Consider the following 25,713-nt stretch of genomic DNA (forward strand, 5'->3'; position numbering starts at 1 on the left):
CAACTATTCGCGAATTAACTCACAGGACATTTTGCTAGGCAGAAAGGCTACTCCGCATCCTCCGGCCTACTGATAATCCGCCATTCAGCTAATTGAAACAAGGAACTGCCATTTACCTTCTCTATGTAGAGCCGGTAATATTTGTACTTCTCAGGATTCTCGAATTCGAATCGCCGTTTTTCAAATCGAGCAGAGAATAACTCGTTTTCACGGTGATCCAACTCGACCCAGTTCTCTCGATCGGTAGATGCTTTTAAGGTCCATTGCATCGGATCACGGCTTTCTGCATCATTAGCAGATGTAAGCGTGTAGGCGTCGATTCTTTGGGAAGCGATCAGGTTTAGTTCCATCCACATAGTATCGATAAATGGATTGGTCAGGAATTTGGTATCTGCGGCACCATCCACAACTTTTTTGGAACCTTCGTTTGCAGCATCTCCACCGCTGTTTTCAATATTTACGAATAGGTCACCGACATCAGTCATGTCTTTCTCCTCCTCCGGCGAGGGCGGAAGCAAATCATACGTCCGTTCGGTCTTCTTGTCGCAACTGGCTAAACCCAGTAGCAATAGGCCAAGCAAGAACACGGTCCTAATTTTGGTTGATTTAAGCATAATCATATCATGTTGTTTTTGTCTTTTTAATTAATAGGCATAGCTGCGCCATTAGCTTGCATTCACGCAAGCCCGGTATAGGAAAATTTTAAGCTAAATCGATTTTGCTTGTACTTAAAAAAATATCTTTATGTTTTCATACGATGCATACCCAGCATTAAGTTGGAATTTTTATCACAATAACTAATAGAAATATTCTAACGTGTCATCTTTCAGCTAAATCGATTTTGCACTAAATCATAAAAAAAGATTTTACAAAACCCATTGTTTCTTGGTTGATCCTCGATAATGCCTTACAATTTTGTTCTTGTTTCATTGCAATTAATACTACGGGAAAGAATACGCTTATAATATAGATAATTAGCTACCCTTCAGTTACTTCGTCCTTCGCATGTTAAATATCGATAATTATTTGTTAAAATTATAGTACTTCCCATAATATTTTCTAAAATTTTTCAATTCATTCAGAAGCTAGTACAAAATTCACCTGCCACGGGCAATGTTACTATTCATGTGATTTATAAAAGTATTATTCCATGGCAAATTACCGAGACCCGAATTAATAAAAAATTATCTAGCCAAGTTACCTTGATGCAACCTTCCCCGGCACAACGGTACTTTATACAAAACTTATCCCTGTTTTTCACGGGACTTCCTTACTTCCTATTTCATTACCAATTTAAATCAACAACATGAATAACTACCTGTTCTCCATTTCGATAGTAATGCTCTGTAACATTTTTTTACCGGCTAAATCTCAGCATATAAAACCTGATAATCAACACAATATACAATTTAATAATAAATACTATAGACTGGATTCCCTTTACAGTGAATTATACAAGTATGATGAGTTCAATGGTAATGTTTTGATTGCCGAACATGGTAAAATTATTTTCAATAAGCAATACGGTATTGCCAATAAATCGGATCTTTCTCCATTGACTGGGCAGTCATCGTTTTACCTTGCTTCCGTCACCAAACAGTTTACCGCCTACGCTATGTTACTATTGGAAAAAATGCACCTGCTTTCTTTCAATGATGAATTATCCAAATTTCTTCCCGAACTGGGTTTCTATAAGGGTGTAACGATCAATCAACTCATCCATCATACTTCGGGCATCCCTGATTATGTTGGCCTGTTTGATAAAGATTGGCCAAATGGTAAAACAGTTAGTAATACTGATGTAATAAAAAGGCTGGCTAAAATGAAGCCCCAAGCACTTTTCGCCCCTAATGAAAAATGGCAATACAGTAACACCGGCTACTTGTTACTTGCCGCTATCGTTGAAAAAGTATCCGGTCAATCCTTCAGCCAGTTTTTAGCAGAACATATTTTTACACCTTTAAAGATGGATCAAACGGGGGTATTGTCTCCTTATACGGATAATAGCGCTCACCCGGCTATTGCTTGGCCATTCCTGGAAGATGCTAGCGACCGGGATTATGTTAAAAAGTTTGATAGCATCTACGGTCCGGGAAGAATATATTCAACTGTGAATGACCTCTTTTTATGGGATAGGGCATTAAATAACCCCGGGTGGATATCTCCTGCTGAAAAGAAATTATTATATACTAATTGGCAATTAAACGGGGGCAAGTCCACTAATTACGGTTACGGTTGGTTCTTGGAAAAGGATAGTACTTACGGGCAAATCGTTTATCATGGCGGTAGTTGGCCGGGATACCTTACGTTGCTTGAAAGGCATTTAAGGGATGATAAAACCATCATCATCTTGCAAAACGATGCCAAGGGAACCGGCAAAAGGCGACTCCCGAAACAGGAAACGCAAAAAATTCTGTATGATCTCCCCCTCGAAAGTACGGTTCGCTTGCCGGATAGTACCTTGCAAAAATATACCGGGACTTATATCAGTGAAAAGGGCAAAACATCGGAAATTGTATTGCTGCATCGTTCTATCTGGATACAATTTAGTCCTACCACGAGATTTGAATTGATGCCGGCTACGGAAACGAAGTTTATCGTGAATGGGTTCTACCCGGAAGTCAGCTACAATTTTATATTGGCAGATGATGGCAGCGTAGAAAAATGCAGGATTTTGCAACCGGAAGAAGGGGTTGATAGGATAACGGTGAAGAAAAAACCTTGACAATAAATTACAGCCGTAAAACAATCTCTTTAATATTCAGATCGTTTTACGGCTGTAAAATATATTGCTGCCTACCAAGGTAATGCTTAACGCAATTGCTTCAATATCTCGTCTATCGCCCTATCGAGTTGCGGATCGCGGCCGTTCAGTTTATCTTCGAAAGTATTGATCACTTTAATATCAGGTTCTACACCCGTGCTTTCCAAATCATTTCCCTCCAAACTATAGCAACCCCAGGCCGGCATCCGGACAGATGAATTGTCAACAAGTCCTACACCACTGGTAAAGATGATCCAACGGTAAGTACCGTTCCCGATGATCTTACCCAGTTTCAAGGCTTTAAAACCTTGGGAAGTCATTTCGGCATCACTGAGCGATTGTTCGTTAATCAGCAAAACGATCGGTTTATCAGCGGGGGAGAAATTCGGTTGTAAAGCGAAGCTGCCATCCCTGTATTTCCAGCGCAGGTAAGCCCTTTGGGAGAGGAACTTCAAAACTTCATCGTGAACATTACCGCCGGTATTGTAGCGTAAATCGAAGATGAGCGCATCTTTATTATTCAGTTCGCGGGTCATATCCATGATAAACTCGGCTAGCTCCCCTTGTCCCATGTTTTTCATGTAACCGTAAGCAATCCTTCCTTTACTTTTCTCGTCTACCCGTTGTTGATTATGGTCGATCCATTCATCATACAGATTTGCATAAAGGCTTCCTTGCGGGTGCAGCTTCACCTTTACAGGTTTACCGGCACGGGTAAATTCCAGGTTAATTTCATTATCCCGCGAAGGGCGCGTGAAATAATAGTACCTGTCCATTGATTTATCTACCACTTCGTCATTCACCTTTACCAGTACATCCCCCGGTTGTATATCAACTCCTTTTTTGTCTGCCGCGGAACGTTTTACAACATATTTGACCGTGTAAGGATCGGTATTCTCAAATATAATCCCAGTTTCCATCGTACTATTGCTTAGGTCGATCGATTCATCGGAGCCGAAAGTACCGAAGCCCTGGTGCGAAGAGTTCAGCTCGCCCAACATATCATTGAGAAGTACGCGTAGATCTGCCCTGTTATTTAAGTAAGGAATGAATTGTTGATAATATTGCTTGGTTTTCTTCCAGTCAATACCGTGGAAATTACCATCGTAATAATTTTCTTCCATCTGTGCCCAGGCTTCTTCAAACATTTGAGCGAACTCGGAAGCGAGGTTACGGCGGAAAGTATTGCTGATACTGATGGGTTCAACCTTATTCGCATCCAAATTGAGCTTCTGGATACTGCCGTTCAACAATACGTATAATTTATCCCCAGCATCAACGATAGATCTCAATCCGCCTTCCGTACCGGCAATTTTTTCGGTTTTATCATCTTCGAAAGGTTCTTTTACGGTTTTCCACAAGGCATTCCTTCCGCCACCATGGTTGCTTATGTATAAAACGGTTGTTTTATCACCCTTTTTATAAACACCGGCAAAGAACTGTGTACCGGTATTCGGACCGATATGTTCCAGTCTTTCCATGATCCGGACAGTATCGATTACAATAGATCCGGCCGCATCCTTCTCTTCATCTTTTTTTGCCATATCTTTCTTTGTATCTGAAGCTTTCTTATCGTCTTTCTTACTTTCATCCTTCTTATCATCCTTAAAGAGTTCTTCAAACTTATCACTGCGGAAAGGTTCATCGATATTCTCCAATGCTATCCTGTATACTTTTGCATCCGGCATACCGAATGGATAAGACGGTTTCAATAGCTGGGAAGTGAAATAAATATATTTTCCATCGGGCGACCAAGCCGGGTCTGACTCCGTGATATCGGTTTTGGTAAGGTTGGTTGTTTTATTGTTCTTGAGATTATGTACGAATATTTCACGCTCAAAGTTGCGGTACACGGAGAACATCACGTATTCATCACCGGGCGAAAAACTAGGGTCACTGTTCTGGAAACCCCAAATCTCCTCTTTCGCTAACAGCTTGCTTTTACCGGTCTCCAGGTCGAGCAGTCGAACTTCATCCCTACCACCCAGGTATACAGCTTTATCCCTCTTTTTATTCAAAACGATCTGGCGGTTATTCCTGGCATCGCTGGTAAGTTGCTTCATGGCGCCTTTACCATCTGCCGCGATGGTGTACAAGTTGGTATAACCTTTATAAGTCTGGTTAAACAACAATGTTTTATCATCGCTCATCCACTTCACTTCGCGCACACGTTCAGCAGAGCCGCGGTTAATTTGTTGAACGAATTTGCCTTCTATATCACTCACGAACAACTCTCCCCTGGAAACGAAAGCTATTTTTTTATTATCGGAAGAAACATCGAATGCCGTGATGTTGGATTTAACATCGAAGTCCTTTTCTTTCGGCAGGATATTATTCCTGATGATCGGGATGTTCAGCTTTCTTTCTTTCCCTGCTTTGACATCGTACAGCCACAGTTGGTAGTCCTTTTCAAAAACGATGGAGCCGCCATCTGCATTTACCTGCGGGGTTTTAATGGAAGCGTTAAAACGGGTCAGCGCTTTCTTTGCACCGGACTTATCCAGGGTATAAAGATTATATTGACCATTTCCTTCATCAGAGATAAAGTAAACATTCCCTTGTTTGTCGATCGTGGCGCCAAAGTCTTTCCCTTCCCAGGTTGTGTATTTTTTATATTGTTTAGTCTTAGGGTTATAAGATTGGATATCGGGATTAAAGGGACCTTTATACCTTTTACGTTGTACCTGGTTAGAACTTTCCCAGGTATCGTTAAAGAATATCTCGCCCGAAACGGGATTTTCAACCAGGTTATGATCATATTGGAAGAAATAATCCCCGAATACCCTTTGCGGGGTGCCGCCTTTCAGGGCAACTTTAAATCCGGCGGATTGTCCCATCCTGCTGCTGTTAAAATAAATCCATTGCGAGTCCCAGCTCCAGCTCGCCACTTCATCGTTGCCGCTATGGTAAGTTAGTTGTTGGATTTCACCACCTTCGAACGGTATAATGAATATATCACCATTCCCAAATTGCCGCCCGGTAAAGGCGATCCATTTACCATCGGGAGATACCCTGGGATTGGTTTCATAGCCTTGCATAGCCGTAAGCCTGGTGGCTTCACCACTTTTCACGGGCGCTTTCCACAGATCCCCTTCAAAGCTGAAGATGACCGTTTGTCCATCCGGGGTGAGGCAAGGGTTAGACAAAAAATATACCGGGCTTGTCTGGGCAGATAACCGGAATGCGCTGAGCAACGCAGCTAGGAATAGGAATTTCTTCATAAAAAAAGCAGTTTGAAGCTTTAAAATACAATAAAAAGGGAGGATGTTGTTGCCGCAGGTAAAATAATGAAGGAGTAGATAAATTGATCGGATGGTGTAAACTGGAATGTAGATTATGGAGTATGGTTTACCATAATGGCTCTAATTCGTAATGATGGCTTCATTTAAAAACAGCGTGCATTGAATACATCTCCTAAAAACTCCTAATTTTTGAAATTTTAGGAGATAATAGGGATACACCAGGCTGTCAAGCTGGGAACAGAACAAAAAATTATTGATAATCAATTATATAAATATCGATTTCAGGAAACTATTTTCTTTTCAAATTCCTTGACAGGTAAATACTGGCTCTTCTTACCCAATCTTCTCTCTTCAAATAAGCCCTCATTCACCAAACCATTCAGATCATTCCGTGCAGTCTGATTGCTTATGCCGAATTTAATCTCTACCTGTTTTACGGTAAAATAAGCAGTTGGTGTGCGCAGCACTTCCTGGACCAATACAATTTGTCGCTCATTTAAAGTTGTTGAGCGCAGCATACTCATGGCATGCTGTTTTTCTTCTGACTTCTTCTTAATGTACAACTTCAGATCTACTAAAGCCAAACGGATACATTTCAAGTTATAATTAAGAAAATAGGTAAGATCATTATCATCTTGCTCCGTGTGGAGGTAAGCCCTGCTATATTGGGCTTTCGATGACAATATAATCCGGGAAACGGACATAAACTCGATAAGCCAATACCCATGCTTCAGGAGATACCAATAGAAAATCGTCCTGGCAGTTCTTCCATTACCATCAGCAAATGGATGAATATACCCTACCAAAAAATGGATGATGATTGCCTTTACAATTGGATGTAGAAAGAACCCATATGTTTCCCGATCATTTGCAAAGTCACAGAAGGCCGCCATCAACCTGTCCAAATCTTCCGCCTTGGGCGGTGTATAAATGGCAGTTCCCGTTTGCACATCTACGACTTTTACGTCATCATCCGTCCTAAACGCACCTTCCTCATTTACATCTGCCATGGTCGATTTAGTCAGGATAGCATGCAGATGTTTAATATTGCTTAGGGTAATGGGGATTTCTTTGTTCCTTACAATCCATTGCATAGCATTGTAATTATTTACAATCATCTGCTCCGCTTGATTTTTAGGCTTACGGTTACTCTCCAGCATTTGTTTTGCCACTTTCCTTGTAGTGGCAGCACCTTCCAGTTGACTTGACGCAATAGCTTCTTCCATTAAGGAACTTATAAGATACCTATCCCGGTCCTCTCTAGGAATAATCATTTCCCCTTGCAATGACCCGCCCAAATTCATATCAAACTCATGCAAATATTCCTGGACTAACGAAGGGAAGCTAATGAAGAACTCCAATTCCCGTAGCCCGCCGATAGCCATCTTCTTATTTGAAAAACGCCTGTATATCTTAACCGCTCCCCAAAGCAATTTTGGGTCAATACCCCACTCTTTCGCCCTGTATTTCCATTTGTCATAATAGTAATACTTATCACTGGCTATGAAATTAAACTCGTCAATCCTCCCGATTTGAGCCAGTGTGGTCAAAAGTTTTGTAAAATCGAAACCTTTGGGGATCAATGGTGGACGTTCAGGCAATCTCATAAAATCTCCTATTTATTTCAAAATTAGGAGATTTCAGGCACATTTCGAGTACTCCAAATGCCAACATCTCCTAATTTTTACAATTTTAGGAGATATTTGGAAGAGGGATATTGTCATTTACAGGGGTAGGGATCATTTAATATTATTGTTTAGAGCAGTTGCAACCTTAATCTAGAAAGTTTTCGAGGATGAATTTGTTGTTTTTACCCTTCAAAATTAGAGCAGTCACAACGGAAAGCTAATTGACTGGATGGATTTCATCGTTGTTTTTACCTTTCAAAATTAGAGCAGTCACAACGATCAATTTCGGCAGATAATGCGCGTTTGGTCACTGGTACTGGGTACGTGGACACTATACCAGGGCGATAATTCTTGATGTTATTCCACTATTTTGGCTGTATTCACCAAGTAACATTGATCGAATTACAGCATAAGTAAATCTAATAAATTTGTAGAAACAACCAGTAAGGAAAACCGGAATCGAGGGATTAATATGCAGGGACAAACATAAAATAATCAGAAGATGCTTTATGCCACTTTATAATTTTGTTCACCGGCTTACTTCCCGATACAGAAAGTGCATAAAGATATGAACTCCGCTTGTATCCCGAAATATGATTGCAATTGTAAGTACCCCATCTAGGTAACAGCGATTAAATGGAGTTTCTTGATTTTTGCAACTCCGTTTTCCATTCGCAAGGCGTCATGTTTTTCAAAGATTCGTGGGGTCTTCTCTGGTTATATTCTTCGATCCAGGCATCGGTTAATTCCCTTACCTGGTACAAGTCCTCAAAAATATAGGCATCCAGGACGGCTTCTCTGTAAAGACGATTAAATCGTTCGATATAACCATTCTGCATCGGTCGGCCTGGTTGAATGTATTGTAGCCTGATATCATGCTGATGGCACCACTGTTCAAAGTACCCGGAAGTGAACTCCGGGCCATTATCAGTTCTTATCGCAGCTGGTTTCCCTCTGGATTCAATAATTTTTTCCAATACCCGCACAATTCGGTATGAGGATAGTGAAGTATCGATTTCTATACCCAGGACCTCGCGGGAGCCATCATCTATCACGTTAAATGTCCTGAAGCGTTTGTTTCCGGTCAGGCTATCACTCATGAAATCCATACTCCAGATGATATTAACATTGGTTTGCTGCTGCAATGGTTGTTTGATACGGGCTGGCACTCTCCGTTTGAGCTTCTTCCTCTTATTCAGTTTAAGCAGCCTGTATACCCGATATACTCTTTTATGATTCCAGTGATGGCCAGCACGCCTCAAATAGGCAAAAAGCTTGCGAAAACCGTAGGAAGTATGCTTAAAAGCAAGGTCCTGAAGGGCATCTATCAGCACCTGGTCATTTCTACGACTACGATAGTAAAACTTTGAACGGGGAAAGGAAACTATTCGACAGGCCCTGCTCACAGAGACACCCTGGTCTGCGACCAGTTCTTCTGCTACTTGTCTTTTTGTGGAAGGGCCCAGCCTTTTTTGTGAATAGATCCTTCAGTATCTGATTGTCAAGAGAGAGGTCCGCATACATTCTTTTGAGCCTGGAATTTTCTTCCTCCAGGTCTTTGAGGCGCTTCACGTCTGAAGCCTCCATGCCTCCATACTTGCTTTTCCAGTTATAAAAAGTGGCTTCAGAAATGCCATGTTCGCGGCAAATGTCCTTTGTAGCAAACCCGTTCTCTTGCTGCTTCAAAATAGACACAATCTGGGTTTCTGTGAATCTGGTCTTTTTCATGATGGTAGTTCAGTTTAAATTTAGTCTTTTTTATCTAAGTTTAAACTGTTACCAGAATAGGGATACTTACACAATAAATATTAGTTAATAACACATTCGTAACCATCTCCATAAATAAAAATACAAATAGGTAATAGCGCATTAATCCAAGTAGAAATTGATGCAATTTATCCCACACTATCACATGTAATAAATTACAAATAAATAAAATACCAGCTTTTCCTCTCAAACACTAAAAATTCAGGATATTTGCAGCAATCCCACATTAAATGAGAAACTACTTTTATCTACCTAAGAAATATCATGAAAAACATGACACGTGCATGTCGTTAACGTTTCAAATTGAAGAATTTCTCCTAAGGAAAGAATTTAAAGAGCTTTTCGTTCAGGTTATCAAAACGGATGACAATGATATTCAGGAAGGAGAACACTTGCTTGATTATCTTTTAAGGAAAGGACGGCAAGATGACTACAATCATATTATTAAGATGAACCTAATAGTAGGACTTCTCAGCGACATCTGTTACTTCACCCAAGAAGCCCTAGTCTGTTCCCTTAAACAAAGGCTTACGGTTACTTTCTCATTGCTTAGAAAACCTTTTGTCTATACGTTAATCATTATCCTCAGACTACTTTTCGAAGAAAATTTCATCGAAAAATTTAACAATGAAGAAGGATTTGATCCCGCATCCGTTTCCCCAGAAGACAGAACTGCACTAATAAACGCTTCAATCGAGGCAATTCAGAATAACCCGATCACAGCAGATGATCTTAACACGATGATATTTGATAAATTAGTGGCAAATAGCATTATAAATCTATCAGAAAAAGCATTACACCTTACGACTACTCGTAGCAAACTTTTCAATACTGAAAAGCAAAACTTCAACTTTATATTCAGCAACCAAGAAAGTATTGATAGCCAATGGGAGTATATTTATTCGAGGCTTCCCGCACTACTTCTTTATGTATTACAGGTTGCCGACATTTTAGTATTTACATCAATACAGGTGGACGAAGGAACATACGAGAAAAGGCTTAAAAATCGGATAAAAATATTCAAGAAGTATTCAGGCTCATTAGGCTAAAATGATCTCAAATAAGTATCATAAAATAAAATTGAAAACAATGAATGAATATATCATTGACGAAGAATACGTATACAGGTTGAATGATGAGAAAAATAATATATGGGATATTTATAAAAACGGCAATAAGAATCCAAAATCCTGCAAACAGTTATATAAGTATTATTCGTTAAATCTTTACAGTATCGACGCATTACTTAGGAACTATTTCTACCTAGCTAACCCTTCGTCGTTTAATGACCCTTTTGACTGTAACATCAATTTAATAAAAGATGTACAAAATATTTCAAAGTACACTTCAGTAAAAAGAAACAATGTTAGAAACATTGGCATATGTTGTCTTTCAGAAACATTAGACAATCATTTAATGTGGGCACATTACACTAACAATTATAACGGATTTTGCTTAGGATTCCGTGGCGATAATATTGATGCAAATGCAAATCGAGAAATATTCCCTCGCCATTCTTTTACAAAAGTAATTTATCCAGCATCCCCAGTAAGTATAGAGCAGCAATTACCATTTGCTCAAAATTATTTATTCACCACTAAATTCAAACATTGGGAATACGAACAAGAATGGAGATTAATTGCTGAGATTACGAATGAAAGGGAAATGATCTTTTATCCAGAATCAGTAGAAGCTATTTACATCGGCCATAGTATAGTTGACACCAATCCAAGCGCATATAAGCTGCTATTAGAGATTCAAGAAATAAAATTTCCGCAAATTCCAGTATATGTTGTTTATCCAGCCCCGTTTGAACTGAAACTAAAGTTCGAAAAGGTGTGGAATTAAATGTAGCCGCTAGGCTCCTTAATTAACTTTTAAACTCTCCCGTGCTTATCCTTCCTTTGAAGTTAACCGAAGGTCTAAGTGTTATTAAAATTCAACTTTGAATAACGCGAATTTTCGATTCTCACTTCAATCTGGTGTATTGCATCCAGAAAATCAATTGAAGCGAAAAAATCGATGCTTACAATCGCAAAAATGAGCATTCAAAAGCCGTTATATCTTTCTGAAATGATCCTCTTGAATAACTCTCTCCATACTCTGCTCTTGAAGTTTAACATGATTCAATATTCTTCCATTATATCCAATATTCTTCATAATTATGGCATTTGCAAGGGTCATCAAACGCATTGATAATTCAGTTGTATTCATTTCATACTTTTTCCTTACGATCGGTTCTAAAATGACATTTCCGTGCAAGAGATCATTCCTATAATCTAACGCCATACGGTCATCTTGTGATATTTCAATACCTAATAAATTAAATGGGATTAGCAGCCGCTCTCGATTTGTTGCTCTATTTACGTTCTGCATGATATTTGTTCTTAATATTTTCTTACCAACAAAATGTTCATCATCATCATAATCGTTGAGGACCTGAAGTAATTTATTCACGAACTCTACCCCCCTTGCTTTATTCGAAATAGGTTTTACTTTTTCACCTTCTTTCAACTCAAACAACGTCGCCAGCCCTTCTATTGCAATGGCAAAGCCTGCAGGCATCAAAAGCAAAGAAGCCGATTTTGATTCAATTATCAGCAAAGCAATGCTTTTATGCATGTCTTTGTCATGCACCCATTGACACAACTTACTGAGAGGTGTACTACCTATATTCACCAAACTGCCGTCATTATATTGATCTGCATCATCACTATCTTTCATCCAACTGTGCGGATTTGATGTTATCGCGGGGTAAATTGAAGTAATACTATTACGCCTTCTTACATAGGACCAGGTATCAAACACTTTCATATCCATATCCTGATAACTAAAATAAAACTGATCACCTTGCCATAGCTGCCCATTGATAAATGCTACTGCGATAAGCGTTGACCAACAATAATTATCGAATGTTTCAAGATCAATTTCTGTGGTTGCTTCAAGAACGAGATAGTTTTTACTATTATGCTTAAAAGAATACAAATCCAAGCTGATGTTATCAACTTTAACAGTTAATAACCCATGAACGCTTTTCCCGGTATCAAGATCTATTACATCATCATCAAATATCGAATGCCATTTGAAATCCTTAGAAATAGGAATAAATGTTTTAAAAAAAGCAGTAGAAGAATGTTCCTTACTTCCACGCATTTCGTTAACATTGACTTTGATGGCAGATAAAGGCGCTAGGCCACGTCTAATACGTTCCGATCTATTTGCGACAAAGAAATCTTTGATAATTACGAGATTATTTCCCCTTGTCAAGGTAAAACTCTTGCTTTTAACCTCATCTTTAATCTCCAATTTGCGAGTTAGTATCCATGCGTCAAAACCCTTTGTAAAGGCTTTCTTTAAGATCGCCGCAGAGTTATCGACCTCATTTTGAACTATTTTATAATATCGAGGTGTTCCATTAACCAATCGCTCAATCAAAGCTATTTCTTCTCTTACATACTTGATTTTTCTCATATTCATTGAAGTCAATGGTTTTAGATGATCAACTATTACTTCCAGCTTTCTCGTCCTGTACTTCTTCCCTACCTGATTACTTGAGATAACATCCTCTTTTACCCACCGGCGGAGTGTAACGGAGCAATATTCAGAAGCAAAGCGGCATTCCTTAATGTAGGATAAGGTTTCCATTCAAAGCGGCGCCAATCCACCTTCTGCTGCTTCGATCGAAAATCAGGGATTTTAGCTGCCTTTACATCCAAATAGGCCTCCGTCTCTATATGCTTCAGCTTGTCTACGAAGCCTGGAATGCACTGTTCTATATGCGTAACCATAAAAACATTCTGCCTCACATTTTTGAGGAGCAGCAAAGAGCAATGGAAAATTTACAATCACCATGCAGACATCTTCGGTCTTATTATACTGTCCCGCCACCAGCTTTCTTTTCTTTATCGCCCCTCATGAGTATCAAGTTCATCAGGCTCAACCGGCTGATCATACTGGATTTAAGATGGAGATCATAATGTTTGTCACCTTCAGCGTTTGCAGTCCAATCAATTTTACCGTCGCCAAATAATAACAAACCCGTATGGGCTATTTTTGAACGCAAACCATATATTTCGTTGATGGTCTTTTTGGCATCAGGACCATCGGCAACATACTCAAACAAATAATCCCTGAACTTCGCCATGACCTTGTATTTATCCTGTCCGCAAGCCGCGCACTTTTCGAGCGGAACGTCCTTTGTTTCATGGGCCACCATAGTTTCTATGGACGAGACGAACGCGATAAAAGAAAGACTTTTGGTAGTAGCTCTCAATGCGACGCCCTGGTTGATCAATTCGATAGCGGAGTCCACAGGAGCCTGTTGTTCATCAGACAATAGAAAATAATTGTGCAGCGCGGTTGACAAATAATGGGAAAAGGTTACTTCCTCCTTTCCACTCAGATCGATATGCTGAAAGCACTGGGGATGTTCCCCGGTATCAATTTGCGGATAATCAACCTTGGTGAATTCTGTGAAGGGGACGACTTCTTTTAACTTCGGATAAAAATAAATATTTAAGCCAGCTGCGCTTGTCTGGTTATCCATTTCATCCTTGCTCAGTCCCTCTGCGTGGACAAACCATTGCGGTTCTATCGGGGGAATAAAAAAACGATAATTGCTGAAAGCAGTGAGCAGCTTTAGTATCCTGTTCTGGAAGTTTACTTCGGCCGTCAGCTCTCCAATTATATTGCTGACTTCTTTCAACTCACCGTCCAGTTCGATCTGGCCGTTGTCTGACAAACGGAATTCCAGCACAAATGGGTAGTACTTTACAAAGTCGCTAGTCGGTGCATCAACCGTGTCCAGTGGATAAATCTGAAAAATATCTTTAAACTTGAAATGGCCTGTAACCCGGTTGGAACAAAATGCGATGATCTTATAATATTTCATACTTATTAAATTGGGGGCAAGTTTAAATTTTATTCCGCTTGGTTACTCGTAAGGAAACGATATCATACGTACCATACTGTCCCTTTTCGTAACCAAAATCCACCTCCTTTTATTTTCGTAACACAATTGCAACAAGAAAAAGCTAAACAAAATCAAAAAAGCTATACTAGAAGAAGGGAAACCCAATACCACCGCACTAAAGACAACAAAACGCATATCAAAGAACCCGATATTACTTCCCGATACAAAACTTCGAAAAAATAAAATCCAACCGGTCCTCATTCGTCACTTCCCCGGTGATTTCCCCGAGGTAATGCAAGCAATGACGGATATCTAAAGCCAGCAAATCTCCCGGCAAGTCATTGTCCATTCCGGTGCGCACATCCTCCAGCGATTTGCGGACGGACTGCAAGGCCGCATAATGGCGGGCGTTCGTGATGATCGTATCTTCCGTGTTGATTTTACCGCCCATTACGCTGGTTACGAGGGCATCTTTCAATTGTTGTATATGGTCGTGGTTCTTGGCGGAAATGTAAATGATGCCCGGGGTATCGGCAAATTTAGCTTTGGCGGCATCTTCACCGAGGATGTCGATCTTATTGGCAACCAGCAAATAATTGATATTAGCTTGCGCCAACTCTGCTTTTTGTTGTGCAAGCGCTTCCGGTGTCGTTTCTAGGGCATCGAATAAATAAATGACTAACCCGGCGCTGCGCATTTTCTCCAGCGACTTTTGCACACCGATGCTCTCGATAGCATCGATACTTTCGCGGATGCCTGCCGTGTCGATCAGGCGATATAAAATCCCCTGGATATTCAGGATCTCCTCGATAGTATCGCGGGTTGTTCCGGCGATTTCGCTCACGATGGCCCGGTTCTCGTTCAACAAGGTGTTTAGCAAGGTCGACTTCCCTGCATTGGGTTTACCTACAATGGCGGTACTGACCCCATTTTTAATCACGTTACCCATTTGGAAGGAATCTATCAGCTTTCGCACTAAGCTGCCGGAGCGGCTCACCAGTTCGTACAGTTGGGTTCTATCTGCAAATGCGACATCTTCCTGGCTAAAATCAAGCTCCAACTCTACCAGGGCGGAGAATTTTATCAGCTCTTCCCTCAGGTCTCTCAGTTCCTTGGAAAAACCACCCCTCATTTGCTGCATCGCTGTTTGATGGGAGGCTGCCGTATTGCTGGCAATCAGGTCGGCCACTGATTCTGCTTGGGTAAGGTCTAATTTTCCATTGATAAATGCCCTCTGGGTAAACTCTCCCGGTTTGGCCATCCTGGCGCCTGCTTGCACACAGGCATCGATGATTTGTTGCTGTATATACGGGGAACCGTGGCAGGAAATTTCTATAGTATCTTCACCCGTGTAAGACTTCGGCCCCTTGAATAAGCTGACCAATACCTCGTCAATAACCTGTTGGTTAACAGGGTTCGTCAATGCTCCAAAATGGATCGTGTAACCTTTTTGCGTAGTTAAATCCTTCGAAGGGAACAGCTTGTCCACAACCTCTATGGCTTCCGCCCCACTCAAACGGATGACCGCTATCGCCCCGATTCCGGGCGCTGTTGCTAGAGCAACGATAGTATCATCATAATTCGCCAATTTCCCCAGCATAAGTCAAGATTTTTAAATCCTAATAAACAGGTAATCAATGAAATACAAAAAAATTCCTCACCACGTTAATGGTGAGGAATTATGTAAAGTTACGAAAAAGTAACGAGTGTACTACTCTTGCAAAGTAAAGCGAATCGGTAGGTTAAACTGTACGGATACGTTACGTCCGTTTTGTTTACCGGGTTTCCAATCAGGCATACCCTTAACAACCCTAACCGCTTCTTCTTCAAGACCACCGCCTTTTTTGGCGCCTACGGTCTTAACATCCTTGATTTTACCTTCGGAATCCACGACGAATGTTACGAATACGGTACCTGAGATACCATTTTCAGAAGCCATATGTGGATAACGAACGTTTTTCCTAAGATATTTTTGCAGTGCTTCCTCACCACCTGGGAAGGTCGGAGGATTTTCTACGAAAGTAAAGATCTGCTCTTTCGGCGGCGGCGGCGGAGCTTCTACTACGCCGGTACCTTTACTATCACTTAACAGTCCCGGGTCAATACCGTTAGGATCACCTTCAACTGTTTTGGTACCGATAGCTTGGTCTTTAATTTCTTCCACTTTTGGTGGTTCCTCTTCAGCAGGTACCTCTTCATCCTTCTTAATTACAGGAGGGGTGAATTTAACTGTTGGTTTCACTGCCGGTGGCGGAGCTGGTGGTGGCGGAGGTGGTGGCGGAGTTTTCGGATCATCCGGCAACTTCACATCCTCCAGCTTAATATCTTCAATCACAGGTTTCTTCTTCTGCACATCCTCATTACCTTTTAAGGACTTGGAGATCAAGTACCCCCCGATAATGATCAATGCAAAGGAAGCAGTTGCTATGATGGAATTCCGCACACGCCTATTGTATTGCCTGCGCAACTCATAAGCACCGTATTCCTTGTTCCTGTTTTCGAACAGGATATCAAGAAAGTCGGATTTTAATATTTTAGCTGAATCCATTGTTTAAAAATTTTATTGGATGCAAATAAATTTGTCCAAAGATTATTGAGCAGAGTTAGCTGCTTCTGTAGATTTAATCCATTCTTTATCTTGATCGGAAATATCTACAGTAGCGTAACGTTGAATACGGTTGATAGCCATTTCATCCAGGATGTCCACGAAATCCTTGTAAGTAGATTCGTCATCCGGTTTAATGATTACCACCACATCTTCCGGTTCTCCTTTGGCATTACGCTTTTGAGAAACTTCGTCCCTTTTCTTGATGATCACGTCCCTGATACCGCCCTTGTTGGCGAAAGAGGAAACGTTGAAGAAATTAGGATCGGCAGATGCTTCCGGATCTTGAGCTAAACCTTCATAATAATATACCTTATGATCTTTACCCAGGAGAATGGTTAAAGCAGTACTTTCTTTTACTTTATTCTGTTCTGCTTCATCCTTGGTATCCTTTGGCAATGCAAGGTCCATTGTTTTAGGCTTAGACATGGTAGTGGTCAACATGAAGAAGGTAATCAACAGAAAACCCAAGTCCACCATCGGGGTCATATCCACACGGGTCGAAAGTTTCTTGGATTTCGTACCACCGTGCTTCTTGCCACCGCCACTACTGCTGGTATCCATTTCAGCCATGATGCAAGCTATTTTAAGTTATCAATCTAAAGATCCCTTGCGGGGAAAATTAGTGTTTACTTTTTTAATTGTTCTTCCTGTAAAGCGGCAGCGGCTGTTCCCGGTGGAATACCTTCCAAATCTGTTACCAGGTTCAGTTTTTGAATACCTTTTTCTTTAAAGGTAGACAATACTGCTTCGATTTTAGGATAAGGAGTCTTATTATCTGCCTTGATACAGTATTTCAAGTTACGGTTATTCCCTTGGGCAGACCTTGCATACTCGATCCAGATGGCGAGTTGGTTGTCTGTAGAGTCCGTTGGGATACCTGTTTCTACTTGGCTGTCTTTACGTTCTGCCGGGGTCATATCCAGGACAGTTTTCAAGCTTTTAAAGTCAGTACCAATACTGGATCCGATAGCAAAATTATCGATCTCCTGTTTACCAAGTCCCAAATTGAAATTATCATTCAGGTTGGTCAATAATTCTCTTCTTTTAGGCTGGCCGTCCATGCTGAAGAATACCCTGCCTTTTTCATCCACGGTGATCAGGATCACGTCAGAATCTGGTAATAATTGGGTATTGATAGATGACGGAGTTACCACAGTTACCGGCTCATCCGGTTTGAACTTGGTTGCCAGCATAAAAAAGGTCAAGAGCAAGAAAGCCACGTCACACATCGCCGTCATGTCGATGTTAGTGCTTTTTCTTGGCATTTTTACTTTTGGCATATCACTCCTTTTATAGTTGTTTCGCTAATAAGATGTCTAATCAGAAAATTTCCATAAAAATTTACGAAAATTATTTGTGATTAGCGGCAAAGCTTTGAGTTAAAGTAAAGCCAGACTCATCGATAGCGTAAGTGATGCTGTCAATATTCGTAGTAAAGTAGTTGTAAGAGATGATCGCGATAGCAGAAGTACCGATACCTAAAGCGGTGTTAATCAAGGCTTCAGAGATACCCAAGGCCAATGCAGAAGAATCGGGAGCACCTGAGTTAGACATCGCGGAGAACGCTTTAATCATACCTAATACTGTACCGAACAGACCGATCAAAGTAGCTACGGAAGCGATAGTGGATAAGAATACGAGGTTCTTTTCCATCATTGGCAATTCCAGGGAAGTAGTTTCTTCGATTTCGTTCTTGATACTCAACAATTTTTGGTCTGTATCCAATTCAGTGTTGGTAATCATTTCTTTGTACTTTTTCAAACCTGCTTTCAAAACGTTACCTACAGATCCTTTTTGTTTGTCGCACTCTGCCAAAGCAGCTTCTACGTTTCTGTTAGCCAAGTGATATTGTACTTTTCTAACTAACTCAGCACCACTGAATTTACCTTTTGCCTTAGAAAGATAGAATGCTCTTTCGATAACGAACAAAAGACAAGTCAATAATGTAGCAATAAGAACGGGTACAACATAACCACCTTTGTAAACTGTGCCAAACCATTTACCGATACCTTCGCTTACTGGATGCCCTTCTACAGTTCCTCCTTCGAAGTTGCTTGGATTACCTAGTACATAGATGTAGAAAACAAAAGCAATAACCAAGCACACAGGTACGGCCAACAATGCAAACACATTGGTAGACTTTTTACCTTGATGAGAAGTCGTCTTAGCAGCAGCTGCAGTCACAGTTGTTTTAGTCTCAGCCATGTTGATTGAATTTTAGTGTTAAAAATTAAACTGTTTGTTTTGTTAGTAATAAAAATTTAAAAAGATATTAATTCAGCAATTCACAATTTGCTACTTCTGCAGCTAAGTGATAGTCTTATTTTGATGATAACGTCTTTCATACGCGTAATTCGCAAAGTTATAAGGTTACCTCAAAAAAACAAGTGCAGCTCAAAAAATCTTCCCAAAAATTAACGCACTATTCAAAGCCGCCACTAGAGGGGCTTCTATCACTTCCACATTGATTGAGCAAACACTTATAACTAATAATAACCCAGTATTGTACCGTCCCCCCTTCTTTGACCACTATACTCTCTCAGCAGCAATTTAGTAATTTTTCAAAGTTGGACGCACAATTTAAGAAAATTTTCAAATGTCCAAATAGAAAATTTCATATTAGCAGGTCTTTTCCATTCTTATTGCACACTTAAATATAAAAATATAATAATTAATGGATATTTGCCATTACCACTTAAAAAGTGGCAACATCTCTCCAAACTCAATAATATCAATGATTTACGGCATTTTTAACCGCTATTTTGTCTCTTGGAATTAAAGATTTTTATTCCCCTTTCTCCGATTCTCCCAAATCACATAATTTAATCATACATATATATTTCCTGCTATTATTTGCCGATTTTGAGCAGATTCATGCCTTTCTTACTGGGATTGTCTCGTTTATGGAATTTAATTGTCAAAATTTAATGAATAGTTTTATTTGCACCTGCTTTAGAGTAGCTCGGCATTCCTATACTAAAGTTAATATAGCGTAAAATCAACACAATCATTATTATCTAAACATTTCAAATCAATGCATTTAAAGAGCAAATTTGTTCTTGCTGCTATCTGTGCCGGCTCTGTACTGGCTGCCGGACCTGCTTTTAGCCAGAAGAAAAAGAAAAAGAAGGATGCTAAGCAAACTACATCGACTGCTGCTCCACAACCGCAAGCTCATCGCCCACCACAGGGGAAGAAAAGTGAACCGAAGAAATTCGATGAATTGATTAATGATAAAGCCGTAGCCGATACGGGTTTATTCAACATCTACAAACAGGAAGATCGCTATTTCTTTGAAATCCCTGATACCTTGCTTAACCGCGACATGATCGTGGTTTCCAGGCTTTCTAAATCTGCCGCCGGCATGCGTGCCGGTATGATGGGTTTTGCCGGTGACGAGATCAACGAAAACATGATCCGTTTCGAAAAAGGCCCTAACGATAAGGTATTCTTAAGGAATATCAGCGTTTCTGATGTCTCCAAGGATTCTACACAACCGATGTACTGGTCCGTGATGAACTCCAATATCCAACCGATCGTTGCTTCTTTCGATGTCAAGGGATATTCCAAATCTAAAAACGGTGTGATCATCGATATGACGGATTATATTTCCGGCGATAACGATGTACTGTTTTTTGACGGTCGAGTTAAGGGGATGTTCAAATTGACAGGCGTTCAAGGCGATAAATCCTACATCGTGGATGTTAAGTCATTCCCGATGAACACCGAGATCAAAACCGTTAAAACTTACGGTAAAGCTCCGCAATCTTCTCCCGGCGCTCCCCCGACCCCGGGTGGTAACGCCACGGTAGAGATTAATAGCTCCATCATTTTATTACCGAAAGTTCCGATGAAACCGCGCTATTTCGATCCGCGTGTAGGTTTCTTCGCTACCGGTTATACCGACTTTGACGCCGATCCGCAAGGTATCAAGAGAATTACCATGATCACCCGCTGGCGCTTGGAGCCTAAACCGGAAGACATGGACAAATTCAGGAGGGGAGAATTGGTAGAGCCGATCAAACCGATCGTGTTCTATATCGACCCGGCTACCCCGGTAAAATGGAGAAAATACTTGATCCAAGGTGTAAACGATTGGCAAGCTGCCTTCGAACAAGCCGGTTTCAAAAATGCCATTTATGCACGCATGGCGCCTACTAAGGAAGAAGATTCTACCTGGAGCCTGGAAGATGCGCGTTTCTCCGCGATCGTTTACAAACCTTCTCCTATTCCTAATGCCAGCGGTCCCCATGTGCATGATCCACGCTCCGGCGAGATCCTGGAAAGCCATATCAATTGGTACCATAACGTGATGCGCTTATTACGCAACTGGTACTTCGTGCAGGCTTCCCCGAACGATGAACGCGCCCGCAAAATGGAATTTGATGATGAGTTGATGGGTGAATTAATCCGTTTCGTTTCTTCCCACGAAGTTGGCCATACGCTGGGCTTACGTCACAACTTCGGTTCCAGTTCCACTTACCCCGTGGAAAAATTAAGGGATAAAGAATGGGTTAAAAAATATGGCCACGCCGCTTCCATCATGGATTACGCCCGTTTCAACTACGTGGCTCAACCCGGGGATGGCATTACCGGTGCTGACTTATACCCACGTATCAACTTTTATGACAAATGGGCGATCGAATGGGGTTATAAAAATGTACCCGGCGCCAACACTGCTGATGAAGAAACCCCGATCCTGAACAATTGGGTTATCAACAGGTTAAAAGATAAAATCTACTGGTTCGGTACTGAAATGAACCCCGATGATCCACGCTCTCAAAACGAGGATTTAGGTGACAATGCGATGATCGCGAGCACTTACGGTATTAAAAACCTGCAACGCATCATCCCGAATTTGGAAGCTTGGACCCGCACACCAAACGAAGGTTATAGTAACTTGAATGAATTGTACAATGAAGTTATTGGCCAGTTCAACCGTTACAATGGTCACGTTGCGAAAAATATCGGCGGTATCTATGAAACTCCTAAAACCGTAGAACAATCCGGTTCCGTGTACGAGGTAGTTCCAAAGGCTAAACAAAAAGATGCCATGGCTTATTTGCAAAAACAATTATTCACTACTCCAACCTGGGTCATCAGCACAGATATTTTATCGAAAACTGGTGGCAACGCTACGGATATCGTGAAAAAATTGCAAGATGCGGTATTGGGCAGACTGTTAAATGCTTATACCCTCACCAAACTTGTAAATAGCGAAACCAATTACGGTAAAGGCGTTTATACGGCCAATGACTTGTTGACCGACTTGAAAGCCGGTATCTGGAAAGAATTGCGCACCCGCGGTTCCATCGATATTTACCGCAGGAATTTACAGAAAAGCTATGTAGATGACCTGATCAAGTTGTTTGAAGATGACAAGAAAAAGGAAAATGCCAACCCGATGATGCGTGGCGGTCGTAGCAATAACGATCCTAGCGCTTCGGATGTAGCTAGCTTGGCACGCGCACATGCCGTTGTGTTGAGGAACGAAATCCGCGCAGCCAGCGGTAGCGGTGATGCGTTGACACGTTATCATTTGCAAGACCTGGCAAACCGCTTGACAGTTGCCTTAGATGCTAAATAACAACATTTAGCTGATCAATAAATTTCAGAAAAGCCCTGGCCGCTCATCCGGCCAGGGCTTTTTCATGGGCAAAAACTAAACAATAAAAAACCGCCCAGGAATGAGCGGTTACGCTATTTATCCCTATACTTATAGTAAGTATCAGGTGTAAAATTATTCTTTCCCAACGCAGTGGACATGCGTAGCCAATATTCAATTTGCCCGGCCCCGGGAATCCACTAAATTCGCACAAACATCCAGGACTTATCATGTGGAAAGGAGCCATCTTAGTTTTAACGGGAGCTTGTAGTTTCGGAATATTATCAACGATCGTAAAGTCTGCTTACAAGGAAGGATTCACACTTTCCGAGCTTTGCGGCATGCAGGCCGGGATCGGTATGCTGATCTTATGGTTGATTTTTGCCTTTGGGAAAAAGTCAACCGGTCTCCAAGGTAATTTGAAACACGGACTGGTTTTATTGCTCATGGGCACATCCACGGGACTGGTGAGTATTTGTTATTATTATAGTGTTCAATATATCCCGGCTAGTATCGCCATATTATTATTAATGCAATTTACCTGGATGAACATACTTGTAGATTCATTCATCCGCAAAAGGCGACCGGGTTGGATAGAACTAATATGTGTTTTACTAATCTTAGCAGGAACGGCTATGGCTAGCGGTATGGTAAACAATGTTTATGACTCTTTACCCTGGGTAGGCATTTTATTCGGTTTAATGGCCGCTGCATTTTATACAGTTTTTATGACGGTAAATGCATCTAACCGTTTACAGTTTACACCGGTGTTAAAAAGCGCCTGGATGGTGACCGGGGCATTCATTATCGTCAGTATCATATTACCGCCTACTTATTTGGTCAATGGTCGCTTATGGGAATCGCCTTTAATTTTATGGGGGTTACCCTTGGCTGTATTCGGCACCGTTTTGCCACCGTTGTTATACGCGAAAGGTATGCCGAAAGTGGGATTGTCACTGGGAGGTATCTTGAGTGCGGCAGAACTTCCCGTAGCGGTATTTGCAGCGGCCATCGTTTTAAAGGAGCCGGTATCCGGATTGCAGATACTGGGACTGGCTTGCATTTTACTGGCCATAGTATGGGCCAATCTTACCAAAAAAACAGCACGTTAATCGACCTGGAGATACCTTCCATTGTAACATTGAAGACCTATTTTCCGTTATATATTCGTAATATCGTTCTTTAAATCCACAAAGTGAAAGCAAGAAAAAGTAATCAAGAACCGCGTAAAAAGGCTAAGTCTAACAAAGAACAGCCTGGAAAAATAACGATATACGATATCGCGCAACGTTTGCAAATTTCTGCATCTACAGTATCACGTGCCCTTCAAAACAATGCTTTAATTAACAAGGAAACGAGGGAACAAGTGCAGCAAGTTGCCAATGAACTTGGTTATGTTCCTAACTGGATCGCTTCCAGCTTGCGGAAGAAACGCTCTAATATTATCGGCCTCATCGTGCCGCGTACTTCGATGTATTTCCAGTCAAACGCGATAAGCGGGATACAGCACGAGGCTCACAAATATGGTTTCAGCGTCGTGATCGCGCAAAGTGATGAATCGGTAGCGATGGAAAAGGAAGTCGTCAACACCTTGTACTCGTTAAGGGTAGATGGCCTGCTGGCAGCGGCTTCGATGTTCACAACGAATTATGATCATTTTAATCCTTTTATTAAGAACAATATTCCCTTGGTATTTTTTGACCGTGTACCGATCGGCTTTGAAGGCTATTCCATTACCGGGAATGATTTTAAAGGTGGATTCTTAGCAACGGAACACTTGATACAACGGGGCTGTAAAAAGATTGCTCACTTCGCGGGAGCATTAACTTGTAATCTCTACGAATATCGCCTAGCGGGATATAAAGCTGCTTTGGAGAAATATAATATCCCGTACGACGAAAGCCTGGTGCATGTGCACAACCTAACCATGGACGCCGGTAGCGTAGCGGCCAAGGAATTATTAAGTTCTGGAAAGGATATTGATGGATTATTTTCTGCCAATGATTCCTCTGCTGTAGCTTTTATACAAGAAGCCAAGAAACAAGGTATCGATATTCCAGGGCAGATAAAAGTTGTCGGATATTCTAATGATCTCTCTTCCCGGATCATCGCCCCCTCTTTAACAACGATCGAACAATCGGGTTACAAGATGGGCGCCAAAGCGGTATCAACCTTAATTGCATTAATCAATAAAAATGATGCGCTGACCATCGATGAGAATTACATCTTCGACTTGGAACTAATTGAACGGGAATCAACTAAAAACTAATCATTCGCCTTATAAATAATTAAGCCTAACAATTAATTATACTGACCATATGAAAATTTCAAAATCATTGATTGGCATTTGCATTGCCGCAATTTGCTATTCATGCTCTGCACCTACGCATATTTATGTGCCAAGCCAACCGAATGTTCCCATGCTAAAAGAATCGGGCGAATTTAAAGCCTCGATTGCAACGAAAAATGCAGCGGCAGCTTATGCCGTTAGTAATCACTTCGCAGTAGCTGCCAGCGGACAATATGTTTATGGCAATAACAGCAATTACCACAAGGATTTTGATGATGATAACTTCATAGATTACGATCCATATAACCGCGGCTATTCGATCGAGGCCGGGCTCGGTTATTTCACGACAATCGGTGTTAAGAAATTAATGGTCTTCGATGTTTATTCGGGTTTTGGGAAAGGCTCTTTCAAAACTTTAGATCCCATATTTTATGATCATATCAAGGATCAAGATTATCGCCGTGATGATTATAAACTGTCGGCTAACTTTACAAGATTTTATGTTCAGCCTACTATCGGCTTAGTACACAGGGCAGTGGAAGTTGGTTTTACCCCGAAATTTTCGATTGTAAATTTCCACGGACTGAGGAATGGATCTAAAGCGTTGCCCGATCCGGATGACCAATTTGTGTTCCACCAGATCAGTGACGGAACGATACCGTTTTTGCAGCCAACCATCACCGTAAGGGCAGGTTACAGGTATATAAAATTCCATGCCCAGTTCTATCAAAATATTGTTCTGAAAGGAAGCACCCTGTATGATCCTCAAAACAATATCAATTATTACGAAGATTATTTTGATTATTTTAAATCATTCATGGCCGATTTCGGGGTTTCAATTGATATCGGAAATTGGTTTAAATAATTCCCGGACTGGCAGTCTGTGGCAGTCTGTGG

Annotated in this window: 19 protein-coding genes; 7 read left to right on the top strand and 12 right to left on the bottom strand. The window is 41.0% G+C overall.

Translation table 11 applies throughout. The features are described from left to right. Positions 1–47: 47 nt before the first annotated feature. A complete protein-coding gene (locus COR50_RS01260; RefSeq protein ID WP_157760581.1) occupies positions 48–614 on the bottom strand; it encodes a discoidin domain-containing protein in 567 nt (188 codons plus the stop codon). Positions 615–1,306: 692 nt separating this feature from the next. Between COR50_RS01260 and COR50_RS01265 the strand changes: the two genes are divergently transcribed. Beyond that, positions 1,307–2,725 (top strand): serine hydrolase domain-containing protein, encoded by a 1,419-nt coding sequence (locus COR50_RS01265; protein ID WP_098192288.1) that lies wholly within the window; start codon positions 1,307–1,309, stop codon positions 2,723–2,725. A gap of 86 nt (positions 2,726–2,811) precedes the next feature. Here COR50_RS01265 and COR50_RS01270 read toward each other — a convergent pair whose 3' ends face one another. The 3 genes from COR50_RS01270 to COR50_RS01280 all read right to left on the bottom strand — a co-directional run bounded on the left by COR50_RS01270 (position 2,812) and on the right by COR50_RS01280 (position 9,362). Beyond that, the gene (locus tag COR50_RS01270; RefSeq protein ID WP_098192289.1) at positions 2,812–5,985 is read right to left on the bottom strand and encodes a S41 family peptidase; all 3,174 of its coding nucleotides are present in this window, start codon (positions 5,983–5,985) and stop codon (positions 2,812–2,814) included. Between the two features lie 302 nt (positions 5,986–6,287). Beyond that, positions 6,288–7,613 (bottom strand): Fic family protein, encoded by a 1,326-nt coding sequence (locus COR50_RS01275; protein ID WP_098192290.1) that lies wholly within the window; start codon positions 7,611–7,613, stop codon positions 6,288–6,290. A gap of 653 nt (positions 7,614–8,266) precedes the next feature. Then, positions 8,267–9,362 (bottom strand): IS3 family transposase gene (locus COR50_RS01280; protein ID WP_098192291.1). Its coding sequence is split into 2 segments (ribosomal slippage): positions 8,267–9,101 and positions 9,100–9,362, totalling 1,098 coding nucleotides; the frame shifts between segments, so codons are not numbered across the junction. 323 nt (positions 9,363–9,685) lie between these two features. Between COR50_RS01280 and COR50_RS01285 the strand changes: the two genes are divergently transcribed. After that, positions 9,686–10,450, top strand: a complete 765-nt coding sequence (locus COR50_RS01285) for a hypothetical protein (protein WP_098192292.1) — start codon at positions 9,686–9,688, stop codon at positions 10,448–10,450. Positions 10,451–10,490: 40 nt separating this feature from the next. Continuing rightward, positions 10,491–11,249 carry a DUF2971 domain-containing protein gene (locus tag COR50_RS01290; RefSeq protein WP_157760582.1) on the top strand — a complete coding sequence of 253 codons (759 nt, stop codon included), beginning with the start codon at positions 10,491–10,493 and terminating at the stop codon, positions 11,247–11,249. A 210-nt stretch (positions 11,250–11,459) separates the two neighbouring features. Here the strand turns inward: COR50_RS01290 and COR50_RS01295 are convergent, their stop codons facing one another. The 8 genes from COR50_RS01295 to COR50_RS01330 form a co-directional block, all read right to left on the bottom strand. Next, a complete protein-coding gene (locus tag COR50_RS01295; protein WP_098192294.1) occupies positions 11,460–12,878 on the bottom strand; it encodes a hypothetical protein in 1,419 nt (472 codons plus the stop codon). A 92-nt stretch (positions 12,879–12,970) separates the two neighbouring features. Beyond that, a complete protein-coding gene (locus tag COR50_RS01300) occupies positions 12,971–13,207 on the bottom strand; it encodes a hypothetical protein (protein ID WP_157760583.1) in 237 nt (78 codons plus the stop codon). Between the two features lie 65 nt (positions 13,208–13,272). Beyond that, a complete protein-coding gene (locus COR50_RS01305) occupies positions 13,273–14,292 on the bottom strand; it encodes a HEPN domain-containing protein (RefSeq protein ID WP_098192296.1) in 1,020 nt (339 codons plus the stop codon). Positions 14,293–14,524: 232 nt separating this feature from the next. Further along, entirely contained in the window at positions 14,525–15,913 is a 1,389-nt protein-coding gene (gene mnmE, locus COR50_RS01310; RefSeq protein ID WP_098192297.1) for a tRNA uridine-5-carboxymethylaminomethyl(34) synthesis GTPase MnmE, read from the bottom strand. A 111-nt stretch (positions 15,914–16,024) separates the two neighbouring features. Continuing rightward, positions 16,025–16,861 (bottom strand): energy transducer TonB, encoded by an 837-nt coding sequence (locus COR50_RS01315; RefSeq protein ID WP_098192298.1) that lies wholly within the window; start codon positions 16,859–16,861, stop codon positions 16,025–16,027. A gap of 42 nt (positions 16,862–16,903) precedes the next feature. Next, positions 16,904–17,491 carry an ExbD/TolR family protein gene (locus COR50_RS01320; protein ID WP_098192299.1) on the bottom strand — a complete coding sequence of 196 codons (588 nt, stop codon included), beginning with the start codon at positions 17,489–17,491 and terminating at the stop codon, positions 16,904–16,906. Between the two features lie 56 nt (positions 17,492–17,547). After that, complete coding sequence (locus tag COR50_RS01325; protein ID WP_098192300.1) at positions 17,548–18,201, bottom strand: ExbD/TolR family protein; 654 nt, start codon at positions 18,199–18,201, stop codon at positions 17,548–17,550. Positions 18,202–18,271: 70 nt separating this feature from the next. After that, complete coding sequence (locus COR50_RS01330) at positions 18,272–19,126, bottom strand: MotA/TolQ/ExbB proton channel family protein (protein WP_098192301.1); 855 nt, start codon at positions 19,124–19,126, stop codon at positions 18,272–18,274. Positions 19,127–19,955: 829 nt separating this feature from the next. Between COR50_RS01330 and COR50_RS01335 the strand changes: the two genes are divergently transcribed. From COR50_RS01335 to COR50_RS01350, 4 genes are all read left to right on the top strand, one after another. Then, positions 19,956–22,508: a zinc-dependent metalloprotease gene (locus COR50_RS01335; protein WP_098192302.1), complete on the top strand. Its 2,553-nt coding sequence runs from the start codon at positions 19,956–19,958 to the stop codon at positions 22,506–22,508. Positions 22,509–22,756: 248 nt separating this feature from the next. Then, entirely contained in the window at positions 22,757–23,638 is an 882-nt protein-coding gene (locus tag COR50_RS01340) for an EamA family transporter (RefSeq protein ID WP_098192303.1), read from the top strand. 83 nt (positions 23,639–23,721) lie between these two features. Next, positions 23,722–24,795 carry a LacI family DNA-binding transcriptional regulator gene (locus COR50_RS01345; RefSeq protein ID WP_098192304.1) on the top strand — a complete coding sequence of 358 codons (1,074 nt, stop codon included), beginning with the start codon at positions 23,722–23,724 and terminating at the stop codon, positions 24,793–24,795. 49 nt (positions 24,796–24,844) lie between these two features. Further along, positions 24,845–25,681, top strand: coding sequence for a hypothetical protein (locus COR50_RS01350; protein WP_098192305.1), 837 nt, complete (start codon positions 24,845–24,847; stop codon positions 25,679–25,681). The last annotated feature ends 32 nt before the right edge of the window (positions 25,682–25,713 follow it).

The organism is Chitinophaga caeni, assembly GCF_002557795.1.
Taxonomy (GTDB): domain Bacteria; phylum Bacteroidota; class Bacteroidia; order Chitinophagales; family Chitinophagaceae; genus Chitinophaga; species Chitinophaga caeni.

Excerpts from the sequence above, each read along its gene's own strand:
- COR50_RS01260 (WP_157760581.1), bottom strand. The coding sequence starts at position 614 with ATGCTTAAATCAACCAAAATTAGGACCGTGTTCTTGCTTGGCCTATTG.
- COR50_RS01265 (WP_098192288.1), top strand. The coding sequence starts at position 1,307 with ATGAATAACTACCTGTTCTCCATTTCGATAGTAATGCTCTGTAACATT.
- COR50_RS01270 (WP_098192289.1), bottom strand. The coding sequence starts at position 5,985 with ATGAAGAAATTCCTATTCCTAGCTGCGTTGCTCAGCGCATTCCGGTTA.
- COR50_RS01275 (WP_098192290.1), bottom strand. The coding sequence starts at position 7,613 with ATGAGATTGCCTGAACGTCCACCATTGATCCCCAAAGGTTTCGATTTT.
- COR50_RS01285 (WP_098192292.1), top strand. The coding sequence starts at position 9,686 with ATGTCGTTAACGTTTCAAATTGAAGAATTTCTCCTAAGGAAAGAATTT.
- COR50_RS01290 (WP_157760582.1), top strand. The coding sequence starts at position 10,491 with ATGAATGAATATATCATTGACGAAGAATACGTATACAGGTTGAATGAT.
- COR50_RS01295 (WP_098192294.1), bottom strand. The coding sequence starts at position 12,878 with ATGAATATGAGAAAAATCAAGTATGTAAGAGAAGAAATAGCTTTGATT.
- COR50_RS01305 (WP_098192296.1), bottom strand. The coding sequence starts at position 14,292 with ATGAAATATTATAAGATCATCGCATTTTGTTCCAACCGGGTTACAGGC.
- mnmE (WP_098192297.1), bottom strand. The coding sequence starts at position 15,913 with ATGCTGGGGAAATTGGCGAATTATGATGATACTATCGTTGCTCTAGCA.
- COR50_RS01315 (WP_098192298.1), bottom strand. The coding sequence starts at position 16,861 with ATGGATTCAGCTAAAATATTAAAATCCGACTTTCTTGATATCCTGTTC.
- COR50_RS01320 (WP_098192299.1), bottom strand. The coding sequence starts at position 17,491 with ATGGCTGAAATGGATACCAGCAGTAGTGGCGGTGGCAAGAAGCACGGT.
- COR50_RS01325 (WP_098192300.1), bottom strand. The coding sequence starts at position 18,201 with ATGCCAAAAGTAAAAATGCCAAGAAAAAGCACTAACATCGACATGACG.
- COR50_RS01330 (WP_098192301.1), bottom strand. The coding sequence starts at position 19,126 with ATGGCTGAGACTAAAACAACTGTGACTGCAGCTGCTGCTAAGACGACT.
- COR50_RS01335 (WP_098192302.1), top strand. The coding sequence starts at position 19,956 with ATGCATTTAAAGAGCAAATTTGTTCTTGCTGCTATCTGTGCCGGCTCT.
- COR50_RS01340 (WP_098192303.1), top strand. The coding sequence starts at position 22,757 with ATGTGGAAAGGAGCCATCTTAGTTTTAACGGGAGCTTGTAGTTTCGGA.
- COR50_RS01350 (WP_098192305.1), top strand. The coding sequence starts at position 24,845 with ATGAAAATTTCAAAATCATTGATTGGCATTTGCATTGCCGCAATTTGC.